Consider the following 11,884-nt stretch of genomic DNA (forward strand, 5'->3'; position numbering starts at 1 on the left):
ATCTATTAAAGATTCGTTATTCTCTGCTCGGTTTCAACTGAAATTTCTCTGAAATGCGCATTGCCCTTCGAAACCTGCTGATCACAGCGTTTATTGCTCAAGTCGCTGGCATTACGGCAGTTGTAGGGTACCTCTCTTACCAAAGTGGCCGCAGCGCCGTGCAAGTGCTGGCGCATCAATTAATGGAAGAGACGGGCGATCGCATTGCCCAAAAGCTAGACGACTATTTGCAAACTGCCCAACTGCTGAACCAGCTTAACGCGACAGATCTAATCCTCAATCCTGCCGACTTAGACAATTTAGAACGGTTGCATCGACGTTTGATTTTGCAACATCAGCAGGTCACGTTTGTGACGTCGCTGTTATTTGGTACCCCGCAAGGCGACTTTAGAACCATTCATCGCGTCAGCCCCTATGAGGCCGGGGTTGAGGACAGCAATGATATTGCCTATCCTTTTGAGGCTGGGGTTTCGGCTACCGTAGCGGGTCAGCAACAGCTCGACCTCTATGGCATAGACGCCGAGGGCAACTTAACCCAATATTTAACCACGCTGGCTGACTTTGATGTGCGCGATCGCACCTGGTATCAAGAGGCAGTCAAAACGGGGCAAGCTGGTTGGAGTGCGCCTTTTCAAATTGGGCAAACCAACGTCCTGGCGATCAACGCTTATCAACCAGTTTATGGCGATGGCAACGAACTGCTAGGCGTTTTTGCCGTCAATCTGAGCCTTAATAGCATTAGTGATTTTCTCCAGTCGCTGCAGGTGAGTCAATCGGGCGAAGTTTTTATTTTTGACGCGGAGCGGCTGCTGGTGGCTGCTTCTGTGCCCGAACTGTTTTACTCAACCCGTCTAGATGAAACGGGTCGCCTTAAGTTTGAGCGCCTTTCAGCCGCAGTTAGCAACAATGCCCTGTTACGCGATAGCTATCGGGCTTTGCAAAGCCAGTTTGGCGATCTGCGCTCAATTCAAAGTCGGCAGCAGCTTAGCCTGGAGGTCAACGCCAGCTTTCAAACTCAGAAACCGCGCCAGCGTTATTTTCTCCAGGCCATCCCCTACCAAAATGGGCCAGGGCTAGACTGGCTGATTGTGGTAGCGGTGCCTGAGTCTGACTTTATGGCAGACATTCATGCCAATGTGTATCGTACCGCCTGGTTGTGTGGGCTGGCGCTGATAGGTACGGCTGCTATTGGGGTTTGGTTGGCTAGGCGCATTACTCAGCCGCTTTTAGATCTTGAACTGGCGACGCAAACTTTTGCGGCTGGTTTGCCAGTTTCGCTCACGAAATCGACCAAAATTCGAGAAGTCAGTTCTTTGCAACAGCAGTTTGGCCAGATGATGCCGCAAATAGAGGCGGCTTCGGCTCAGCTACGCAAAAATGAGCAAGAACTGGAGCAGCGCGTTGCCGCTCAAACAAAAGCCATTAGCGATCGCAATTCTCAGCTTTTTCAAGCCATGTCGGGGGGACTCCTGGTTTGCTGGGAACACCATGTAGCGACGCAGCAAGTGACCGGATTTGGCAGTATTGCCAATGAAGTCTGGCAAAGTGACTCGTGGCAAATCAGCGTGAAATCAGCGCTGGCGCTAATTTATGCTGCCGATCGCCGGGGGGTGATGGCAGCTTGTCAACAGGCGATCGCCTTGGGGGGAGAGTTCGAGTTTGAAAACCGCATCGTCGTCAATGGCGAGATTCGCTGGGTTTTAATTAAAGGCCAAGCCTTGTGTGACGTAGGCGATCAGGTAACTCGCCTGGTTGGCGTCGCCATCAATATCAGCCAGCGCAAACAAGCCGAAATGGCTCTGCAAGCCAGCAAAGCCGAATTACAGTTGGTGACTGATTCTATTGCAGGCTGTATTGCTTACGTGGATACGGATCGTCGCTATCGCTTCGTCAATAAAACCTATGAAGCCTGGTTTAACTGTCGCCAAGAAGATATTCTCGGCCAACAGGTACAAACGGTCTTTGGTGAACAGGGTTATGCCCGCATTAAGCCTTATCTAGATCGGGTATTAGCGGGTGAAAACGTCACCTATGAGGCCGAACTGTTATTTCCGACCGGACATCGCCATACGTCAGTTTCCCTGGTTCCAGACTTTAATCAACAGTCAGAAGTGGTGGGCTTTCACGCGCTGACGGTCGATATTAGCGATCGCAAGCAAGTCGAACTGGCTTTGCAAGCAAGCCAAACCCAGCTACAGCTCATTACCGACGCCGTTCCTGGCTGTATTGCCTATGTTGACGCTCAGCGACATTACCGCTTTGTCAATCGGGCTTATGGCCTTTGGTTTAACTGCCGCAAAGAAGACATTGTCGGCAAATCGTTAATAGAGGTCTTTGGCCCAGAGCGCTATGCCTATATCCAACCCTATGTCGATCGCGTGCTGACGGGGGAGACGGTTCACTACGAAGCCAAAATAGAATTTCCCAGCGGGATGCGCCATACGTCGGTAGAGCTAGTGCCCGATTTTGATCAAGCTGAGGTGATTGGCTACTACGTCTTGGTGACGGATATTAGCGCGCTCAAACAGGCTGAAACGGAACTTTCGGCTGCCAAAGAAGCGGCCGAAGCGGCCAATCGCGCTAAAGACATTTTTATCGCCAACATGAGCCACGAGCTGCGATCGCCGCTTAACGGTATTTTGGGCTTTGCCCGCCTGTTGAAAGATGGCAGTATACCGCTGGCCGAACAGCACAACTATGCCAATATCATCGAACGCAGCGGTGATCATCTATTGAGCATTATTAACCAACTGCTTGATCTCGCTAAAGTTGAAGCCAATAAGATTACGCTTGACTTAGGTATCGTTGATTTACCAGGGCTACTAACTGACCTGCAAAACTTATTTTCACTCAAAGCCCAAAGCAAGCAACTTGAGTTAGTGGTTCAGTGCCAGCCCGATGTCCCCTCCCTGATTCGCACAGACAATATGAAGCTGCGGCAGATTTTGATTAACTTGCTCGACAACGCAATCAAATTTACCGATAGCGGCAGGGTTCGTCTGCAAGTTTCGCGCTCTGCGGTGCAGCCTGTGACAGAGCAGCTTCGGCTACAGTTTGAAGTGGCTGATACTGGCATTGGCCTTAGCCCTCAAGATCAAGCCCAGATTTTTCAAGCCTTTAGCCAGGTGCAAACGTCCACCAAACTGCCCCAGGGCACAGGTCTGGGTTTAGTTATTAGCCGCAGATTTGCCCAACTGATGGGGGGAGATTTGACCTGTCGCAGCCAAGCCGCCAACGGTACCACCTTTGCGTTTGATATCTTAGCCGACATCGTCCCTACGGCGACGCTATTGCGGCAAACGCCAGAGCGACGGGTGATGGGGCTGGCTCCTGGGCAACCCCGGCTACGTTTGCTAGTGGTTGATGATAATGCCGTCAATCGACTGCTGCTAATTAAAGTGCTAGCAGTTTTAGCACCTGATGTTCAAGAAGCAACCAACGGTCAAAAAGCGGTGGCGCTTTGGCAAAGCTGGCAACCCGATTTGATTTGGATGGACTTGCGTATGCCAGAAATGGATGGCTATGAAGCTACCCGCCAAATTCGCCAGCGAGAGCGGTGTGATTCTTCTGGTCAACGCGTGCCTATTATTGCTATATCTGCGATGGGAACGTCTACTTCTCCTGAAGCTGCGATCGCGGCTGGCTGTGATGACTTTATTCAAAAGCCGTTTAAGCGCAGCCAAGTGTTTGACTGTTTGCAGCGCTATTTGGCTGTTCAATACCTCTATGCAGAGTCGCCATGACCAGTCGATGGTTGCTTCCTGTGGTAGCAATTGGGGCAATGGGGGCGATCGCCTTTGCTGCCCTTACCTGGCGCGAACAGCAGCGAGTTTACCATTTAGTGCTGGCAACTGGGGGTGAAGGCGGCCAGTACTTTGCCTTTGGTCAAGCCTTTGCCCAACTCGTCGCCCAGCACCATCCGGATATTCAAATTGAGGTGCAAGCCACCCAAGGTTCGCCGCAAAATATGGATTGGTTGCAGGCGGAGCGCGTACAGCTTGCCTTGGTGCAAAACGATACCCCGGCGCTACCCGCGGCTAGAGGCGTTGCCAAACTTTTTCCAGAGATGTTTCACTTTGTGGTGGCCAAAAATGCGGGTATTGAAAGCATTGCAGACTTAAGGGGTAAACGCGTTGCGCTGATGCCTGAGGGCAGTGGTTCATATGCGCTGTTTTGGCCGCTCAGTCAGCACTACGGCCTTACCCCTAATGATTTTCAGGCCAAGAGTTATTCTCCCACTGCCGCCCACGAAGCCCTGTTGCAAGGTGAAGCAGATGCCTTGTTTCGGGTCATTGGCTTGGGTAATGGCACAGTAGCCGCGCTGTTGCAAAGCGATCGCGTGCGCTTACTGCCGATTGATCAAGTAGAAGCGCTGCGGCTCTCACTGCCTTACGTCGAAGCCACGCAAATTCCTAAAGGTAGCTATGATGGCGGCTTACCCATTCCGGCTACCGATTTAGAGGTAGTGGCGGTGAATGCTTTGCTGGTGGCGCATGCCAACGTCGATGACGATGTGGTACGGCGGCTGACGCAAACCCTGCACGAGTTTCGCAATGAGTTGATTCAGCTGTATCCGGCGGCTGTGATGATTGAACCCGTTGAAGAGCTGCCCAATTTGGGTTTGCCGCTGCACAACGGTGCCCAAGCTTATTACGGGCAAGATCAACCCTACTTTTTAGTGGAGTATGCCGAACCGATTGGCTTATTGATTTCGGTTAGCTTGTTAATTGCTTCTGGCGTCTGGCAGTTTCGGCTATGGCTAATTGGGCGACAAAAAAACCGAGCCGATATGTACAATCTGGAAATTTTGGATTTAATCAACCGGGTACAGGAAACTCACACCTTGGCTGACCTGAAAGTGATTCGCCAGCAGTTATTCAAAATTTTGCAAGAGGTAGTAGTAGATCTCGATATCGATCGCATTTCGCCTGAGTCCTTCCAGTCGTTTACGTTCCCTTGGGAAGTGGCAATCAATACCATCCGCCATCAAGAGGTTTTGCTCAGCCAAAGCCAATCTTGTCCTCCCTCGACTGAAGATAACCCCGATGCTTAAAACACCAGAGTTCTTGCTTTAGAGGTACGCCCTCCCCTCACAGATGCGAGGTTGGCCTTGTATGATATTTGCCTGCTGAGCAAGTCACACGGACATCTTCACGCATGATCAGGGTTGATATCGTCGATTATGAAACCTATAAGCAAATCCTCCATCACATTCGTCAGAAGGTTTTTGTGGAAGAACAAAAAATTCCACTGGCGCTTGAAATTGATACACTTGATCCGCTATCGGTGCATGTACTGGCCTGCTGGAATGGGGTTAAAGCGGGTACTGGTCGGCTAACGCCACAAGGCCGGATTGGTCGCGTAGCGGTTTATGAGGCTTTAAGGCGGCGCGGTATTGGTCAACAAATTGTACTATGCCTGATTGGGGTGGCTCGCCAGCGGGGGCATGAGGCGGTGACAATTTCGGCTCAGTGTCATGCGCTGCCTTTCTACCGCAAGCTGGGTTTTGTTGAACAGGGCGATCGCTATTTAGAAGGCGGCATTGATCATATCAAGATGGTGAAATACCTCAGGTTTTAGCGGCTAGCGTCTTAAAAGTTGTTGCTGTCTTGCCCCTGTTTTTGGCTATCCTGAACAATCAAGCCGTGGTTTTTTCATCCTACTGCCATGCCTAGCTTCTCTCGCTTCTATTGTGTCCTCACCCTAGCCCTGCTTACGAGTCTGGCACCGAGTTGGAAACGGTTGCCAGCTGTTGCTCAGCAGCCGCCCGCCCCTGGTGATTCATCGCCCGCGTCAACCCCTACGAGTTCAACGCCTGCTGTTTCTGAGGCGGCTGCGCCACTGCAAATTCTCAGCGCTCCTGCGGTAGAGTTTTTGAGCAGGCCGCTGGTGCAGACGTTTGAGGCGCAGGCGAACGCGCCGGAAACTGACCTAGCGATTGAAAGCCCAGAGACTGCTCTGCAAGCCGTTTTAGCGGGAGAAGCTGATTTTGCGGCGATCGCTCGTTCGCTAACCCCTGATGAAGAAGCGCAAGGGCTAGAACAGGTACCGCTCGTTCGCGAGGCGATCGCGATTGCCGTTAGCCAATCTAATCCGTTTAAGGATGATTTGACCCTGATTCAGTTTGCCGACATTGTACGAGGCGACATCACCGACTGGTCTGTTTTAGGAGGGCCAGTTAGCTCTATTCGGCTGCTTGATCGACCAGCTAACAGCCCCGTTCGAGAAGCGTTGAGTCGCTATTCAGTGTTTGGGCCGCAATTATTAACTGGGGCTAATACTGAGGTACTAGAGACTGAAGATCTAGACGCGTTGGTGCAGGCGCTAGGCACTGATGGCATTACTTACGGCCTGTTGAGCGAATTGGGCGATCGCGAAGATTTGCGCATTATTGCCATTGATGGCGGCGACCCAACGCAAGCGGGATATCCGTTTTCGCTAACGCGAACGCTGGTTTATCAAGCACCGCTAACGCCTGCAAAGCAAGCGCTATTGACCTTTTTAGCGACCCCCTTAGCACAAGATACGCTCAATGCTGCCGACCCGCAGGTCACTGTCTCTCGACCCAGTGAACCTGCCCCGGCTGAGACAGCCGCCGACCCTGAAGACCCCTCTGCGATCGCTCCGGTTGTTGAAGAAGCGGCTGAAGATCCTGAAACTGATGAAGCCTTAAACATTCCGGCAGAGTGGCAGGCATGGCTTGATCAGCTACCTGCCTGGCTGCGCTGGGCGATTATGCCGCTTGTCTTGCTGTTGGTTTTGTTGGGGGCTGCTCTGAAAGGCCAAAAAGGAACCACTACGGCTGAGACACCGAAGCTGCTGCCCCCTTCGGCGGCAACCCCTGATGAGCCTGAAGCAGAGGTGCGCATTGAGATTCCGGATGAAATTTTGGCTGGCGTGACGACAGGGGCGGCGGCTGGTTCTGCCACCGAAGACAAGCTGACACAAGCACGGCTAGCGTTAGTAGAAGGCATTCGCCAGAGTGAATTAGGCCAGTATGAAACGGCGTTAAATTGCTTGCACCAAGCAATCGAAGCGGCTGATTTAGCCCGCCTTAAAGCTGCCGCAGCGGGGACTCCTGCGGCTAGCTTAGTGGCGCTGCTGGCCGGAAGCCTGATTCGACGCGGACTTGTTTTAGGCAAGTTGGGGCGGACAGCGGAAGCCCAAGAAAGTTTTGAAACCGCCTTAAAACTAGAGCCAAATGCTTTGACCGCGCTAAAAGGTAAAGCCAATTTGTCGCAGCAGCCAGCTTCAGACTCTTTTGAACTCACCCCTACCGCCGAAGAAAGTCAATCGCTGACTGCCGCCGACACCGTGGCGCTAACAGGAACTTTGCCAGCGTTTCCCGATTTATCGGCTGCAGCCGTTGACCTGCCTAATGCCGAGCGTGCCCCTAGTCAAGCGCTGCCGATTAACTGGCCCGATCCACCCACGCCAGCAGATATCAAACCAGTGCTGACCCCAGGTTCATTTTCGCCGTTGGAGGGAGCCACCGCTCCAGCCACCACTCCGGCTACTGACGATGTGCCTGCCAGCTTGCAGCAGGCGATCGCGGAACTGCCCAATGAAGCGGAAGATTTACCTTGGCAAACCAATGTCGCCCCTAGCGACAGTGCTCGTTCAGAAATGGGGGGGGTGCCTGCTGATCTACAGGCTACGATCGCAGAACTGCCCGACGAAGCCGCAATTTTGCCTTGGGCTAAACCCCCGGCTGCTAAACTGTCGCTAGCCTCTTTGCAGACAGACCCTACCGCAGCGATCGCCTCAGAACCGCTTTCTGCCCCCAAGCCTACCCAGCCAAAGCCGGTTGAGGATGGCCCCCCTGAAGATATCTGGCAAGCGGTGCAAATCATGCCCAACCATACGGCTTGGGACAATCAGACCGTTAGCGCTACACCGCCAATGGCAGCGGCCAATCAGGTTGAGGCTACCGCCGAGCCGGAGGGAGGTGCAAGTTTAAGCTTCAGCGCTTGTGATGCCCAGTGGGGTTATGTTCATTGGGATCTCTCAGCCGCGCAAAGGCAGCAAATAGCAGCAACCAATAGCCTGATAGCCCTGCGCCTCTACGAAGTAACGAATTGGCAAAGCCATCAACCCCTGCCCCGCGATTTCCAACAACAGGAATGCTACCGGATGGCGCGAGACTGGTATTTGCCTATTCCGCTGAGCGATCGCGATTATTTAGTTGAACTTGGCTACTTCACCCCTGATAAACGCTGGCAAATGCTAGCGCGATCAGCTCCGGTTCGCTTCTAAGCTAGAAGAGAAAAAAGCAGGGGTGCGATCGCCCGTTGTTGCAGAGCCACCAGCCGCAGGCTTGCTTTCGGCTTGCAACTGGTTCAACGTTTCAACAAAATCTCGAATACCTTGAAACTGTCGATAAACAGAAGCAAAACGAATGTAGGCAACCTCGTTAATAGCTTGCAGATGGGTCAACACCCGTTCACCGATCTCACTACTGCTAATTTCACGCGAAGGTCGCTGCTGTAGTTCACCTTCAATATCATCTACCATCGACTCAATAACAGGCAGCGAAACCTCTGTTTTCTCACAAGCCCGCACAATACCAAGCAGCAGTTTGGCGTGATCAAAAGCTTCGCGATCGCCGCTGCGTTTAATCACCGTAATCGGCACCTGTTCAATCCGCTCATAAGTCGTAAAGCGGCGGCGACAGCGCAAACACTCACGCCGCCGTCGAATACTGCGTCCTGATTCTGCAGAGCGCGACTCTAAAACACGGTTATCAGTATTTTGACAAAACGGGCATTGCATAAGCAAATCCCAAAAAATAGAGGCAAACTTCTTGAAAGCTCAAGAAGCCTTGCCTCTACTTTAATCAAAAATGGCTCATGATCTAAATTTTTAGATCATCAGTATCCCATTAAGAGCCAATTAGTCTTTAGAAATACGAGGGGGTTCGCGGAAAGCTACTGCAAAAAAGAGCGTTCCAATCACCAACGTAAAAATCAGAATGTAAGCGACGCTTTCCATAGTTAGAAAATCCTGCTCTGACTACCTACTAATTACAGTCTACAAGTTCGCTTCGAAATTGGTTGGCCGGGTATTGAACTTACGAATCATCGGCTGGTTCAATACCTGGCCTATTTTCAATCTCTTAACGCGCTAGGTTGGCTCAGATTTACGGGTAGATTTATCACCCACTTTGGCAAAGAAACCCCACTCCACCTGTTCGGGAGAGAGATCGGGATCAACCCCGGCAAACACATCCCGGAACAGCGTCCGAGAACCATGCCAGATATGACCAAAGAAGAACAACAGCGCAAAAACTGCATGACCGTAGGTAAACCAACCCCGAGGACTGGTACGGAAAACACCGTCAGAATCAAGCGTTTCGCGATCGAATTCAAAAGGTTCGCCCAGCTGAGCCTTGCGGGCAAAGCGCTTAACAATTGCTGGATCGCTAAATTCTTGACCTGCTAGTTCACCCCCGTAAAGTTTGACCTTAACGCCAGTCTGCTCAAAGCTGTACTTAGACTCAGCCCGCCGGAAAGGAATATCGGCTCGAACCACGCCGTCGTTATCTACCAAGAGAACGGGGAAGGTTTCAAAGAAGCTAGGCAAACGACGAACTGTTAACGTACGTCCTTCGCCATCGGTGAAGACAGGATGACCTAACCAAGTTTGGGCAATGCCGTCACCTGAATTCATTGGCCCAACGCGGAACAAACCGCCCTTAGCGGGGCTGTTGCCAACGTAATCATAGAAAGCTAGCTTTTCAGGAATATTGGCGTAGGCCTGTTCCATAGACAGTCCAGCCGCCATATCGCTCTGAACGCGGCGCTCAATTTCTTGATTGAAATAGCTGCTATCCCACTGATAGCGAGTAGGGCCAAACAGTTCAATCGGGGTTGTGGCGCTGCCGTACCACATGGTGCCAGCGACGACAAAAGCCGCAAAGAAAACAGCAGCAATACTGCTCGACAGAACGGTTTCGATATTACCCATCCGCAGTGCTTTGTAGAGTCGCTGCGGTGGCCGCACAGTCAGGTGGAAAAGCCCAGCAATAATGCCAACAATCCCCGCCGCAATGTGGTGGGCTACCACGCCGCCAGGATTGAAGGGGTTAAAGCCCGCAGGCCCCCATTCTGGCGCTACTGGCTGCACATGCCCCGTGAGGCCGTAGGGATCTGAAACCCACATCCCAGGCCCCCAAAGCCCAGTCAAGTGGAAAGCCCCAAAGCCAAAGCAGAGTAGACCTGCTAAGAATAAATGAATGCCAAACATTTTGGGTAAATCTAGAGCTGATTCGCCTGTACGCGAATCAACAAACAGCTCTAAGTCCCAATAAACCCAGTGCCAGCAGGCAGCTAGGAACAGCAGACCCGAAAGGACGATATGGGCTGCTGCAACGCCCTCAAAAGACCAAAAGCCGGGATCCACGGCAGTTCCGCCATTGATGCTCCAGCCACCCCAAGATTCAGTGACGCCCAGACGTGCCATGAAGGGCAGCACAAACATGCCCTGACGCCACATCGGGTTTAACACAGGATCGCTGGGATCAAAGGTTGCCAGCTCAAATAGAGCCATCGAGCCAGCCCACCCTGACACAAGGGCGGTGTGCATCAAGTGCACAGAAATCAGCCGCCCTGGATCGTTCAGAACGACTGTATGGACTCGGTACCAGGGTAGTCCCATTGACTACGCTCCTCCTCGATTAGGTTTCAACAATTGTTTTTAGCCTAGGTATAGGATGCTAGATACTGATAAGCCTACCAGACTCGCAACCGACCAAACCTTCGTTGATTTACTATCAAGCCTGTAATTCTCTGACTGCCCCTAGACTCAGAAGATTCAGAGTCAGACAAGAGTGCTATTGACAGCGGTTTGACAATAAAAATGTAAAAATGAAAGTGTATGAAGTAGTGTAACCAGTGTTAATGCTCATGGCAAGATGTCAGAGCGTTCGCTATGCACTCTTCTGGGGTTGTGCTTTTGTTACATTCCCTTAAGCTATTTTTGTAGTCCTTATCCGGTAAGCCCCGTACATAGTTGTAGAAACCCTCGACAAAGCGGAATATTCTCCATGGCAAATATTAAGTTTATTAAAGAAGATAAGGAAATTGTTGCGGCTGACGGCGCAAATCTCAGATTTAAAGCGCTGGAGAATGACATTGATCTCTATACCCTAATGGGTAAGATGATGAACTGCGGTGGCTATGGCCAGTGCGGGACTTGTGTGGTAGAGATTGCCGAAGGCATGGAAAATCTATCTCCTCGCACGGCGGTTGAAGAGCGCAAGCTGAAGAAACGTCCACCTAACTGTCGTTTAGCTTGTCAGACGACGGTGAACGGGCCAGTGAGTGTCATCACTAAGCCTGACAAAAAAGCTTCGCAGCAAAGGCATGAAGCGGCTAAGTCAGCAACGTGAGCCATCTGCGCGGTTAAATTTCTCGACTGAAGCGATCGCAATCTAGGTTATATTCTGAGTAGCGACTGGGTTCTTTTTGAAGTTTTTTGAGAGTAGAGGCTGGAATTAATGGAAGTTAACAACCTGGGTTTTGTTGCTAGCATCCTGTTTGTGCTTGTCCCAACCGTTTTTTTGCTAATTCTGTATATTCAAACCACGAGTAAGCAAACGGGTAATTAGATCATTCTCTAATTGTTTGGATGCAGCAGGCGATCGCGCGATCGCCTGCTTTTTTATTGCCTAGCCTAGCCACCGGGTTTTGTAAGAATGCGCCCGGTTGGGGTCAGGGTGCTTTCTGTACTGGCTTTGGCGTAGACGAGGTTATGCAGATGCTTAAGGGTAATGGGCACGGGCTGAGGTTTACCAAAGATGAAAGCCGGAGTGGCTACAGCTCTATCACCCAGCGACTGTTAATGACCGTTTGCGGCAGATAATTAGGAACGTGACGCCTCTTGA

Annotated in this window: 10 protein-coding genes; 7 read left to right on the top strand and 3 right to left on the bottom strand. The window is 51.5% G+C overall.

Going from position 1 to position 11,884, the window contains the following annotated elements:
- Positions 1–53: 53 nt before the first annotated feature.
- The 4 genes from ACTS3T_RS07775 to ACTS3T_RS07790 all read left to right on the top strand — a co-directional run bounded on the left by ACTS3T_RS07775 (position 54) and on the right by ACTS3T_RS07790 (position 8,256).
- The gene (locus tag ACTS3T_RS07775; RefSeq protein WP_377967546.1) at positions 54–3,743 is read left to right on the top strand and encodes a PAS domain-containing protein; all 3,690 of its coding nucleotides are present in this window, start codon (positions 54–56) and stop codon (positions 3,741–3,743) included.
- The gene (locus ACTS3T_RS07780) at positions 3,740–5,053 is read left to right on the top strand and encodes a TAXI family TRAP transporter solute-binding subunit (RefSeq protein ID WP_377967548.1); all 1,314 of its coding nucleotides are present in this window, start codon (positions 3,740–3,742) and stop codon (positions 5,051–5,053) included. Before ACTS3T_RS07775 ends, ACTS3T_RS07780 begins: the two co-directional genes overlap by 4 nt.
- 104 nt (positions 5,054–5,157) lie before the next feature.
- The gene (locus tag ACTS3T_RS07785) at positions 5,158–5,580 is read left to right on the top strand and encodes a GNAT family N-acetyltransferase (protein WP_377967550.1); all 423 of its coding nucleotides are present in this window, start codon (positions 5,158–5,160) and stop codon (positions 5,578–5,580) included.
- Positions 5,581–5,667: 87 nt separating this feature from the next.
- Positions 5,668–8,256 carry a DUF4912 domain-containing protein gene (locus ACTS3T_RS07790; RefSeq protein WP_377967552.1) on the top strand — a complete coding sequence of 863 codons (2,589 nt, stop codon included), beginning with the start codon at positions 5,668–5,670 and terminating at the stop codon, positions 8,254–8,256.
- Here the strand turns inward: ACTS3T_RS07790 and nrdR are convergent.
- The 3 genes from nrdR to psbB form a co-directional block, all read right to left on the bottom strand.
- Positions 8,236–8,772, bottom strand: a complete 537-nt coding sequence (nrdR, locus tag ACTS3T_RS07795) for a transcriptional regulator NrdR (RefSeq protein ID WP_377967554.1) — start codon at positions 8,770–8,772, stop codon at positions 8,236–8,238. The genes ACTS3T_RS07790 and nrdR overlap by 21 nt on opposite strands.
- A 120-nt stretch (positions 8,773–8,892) precedes the next feature.
- Complete coding sequence (locus ACTS3T_RS07800) at positions 8,893–8,991, bottom strand: photosystem II reaction center protein T (RefSeq protein ID WP_377967556.1); 99 nt, start codon at positions 8,989–8,991, stop codon at positions 8,893–8,895.
- Positions 8,992–9,123: 132 nt separating this feature from the next.
- Positions 9,124–10,656 carry a photosystem II chlorophyll-binding protein CP47 gene (gene psbB, locus ACTS3T_RS07805; protein ID WP_377967558.1) on the bottom strand — a complete coding sequence of 511 codons (1,533 nt, stop codon included), beginning with the start codon at positions 10,654–10,656 and terminating at the stop codon, positions 9,124–9,126.
- A 388-nt stretch (positions 10,657–11,044) separates the two neighbouring features.
- Here psbB and ACTS3T_RS07810 point away from each other — a divergent pair, with 388 nt between their 5' ends.
- From ACTS3T_RS07810 to ACTS3T_RS07820, 3 genes are all read left to right on the top strand, one after another.
- The gene (locus ACTS3T_RS07810; RefSeq protein ID WP_377967560.1) at positions 11,045–11,389 is read left to right on the top strand and encodes a 2Fe-2S iron-sulfur cluster-binding protein; all 345 of its coding nucleotides are present in this window, start codon (positions 11,045–11,047) and stop codon (positions 11,387–11,389) included.
- Positions 11,390–11,497: 108 nt separating this feature from the next.
- A complete protein-coding gene (psbM, locus tag ACTS3T_RS07815; protein ID WP_346289634.1) occupies positions 11,498–11,608 on the top strand; it encodes a photosystem II reaction center protein PsbM in 111 nt (36 codons plus the stop codon).
- Positions 11,609–11,628: 20 nt separating this feature from the next.
- On the top strand, positions 11,629–11,862 hold the full coding sequence (locus ACTS3T_RS07820; RefSeq protein WP_377967562.1) for a hypothetical protein: 234 nt from the start codon (positions 11,629–11,631) through the stop codon (positions 11,860–11,862).
- Positions 11,863–11,884 lie beyond the last annotated feature (22 nt).

This window comes from Almyronema sp. (assembly GCF_052168255.1).
Classification (GTDB): Bacteria; Cyanobacteriota; Cyanobacteriia; order Phormidesmidales; family Phormidesmidaceae; genus Sphaerothrix; species Sphaerothrix epifaneia.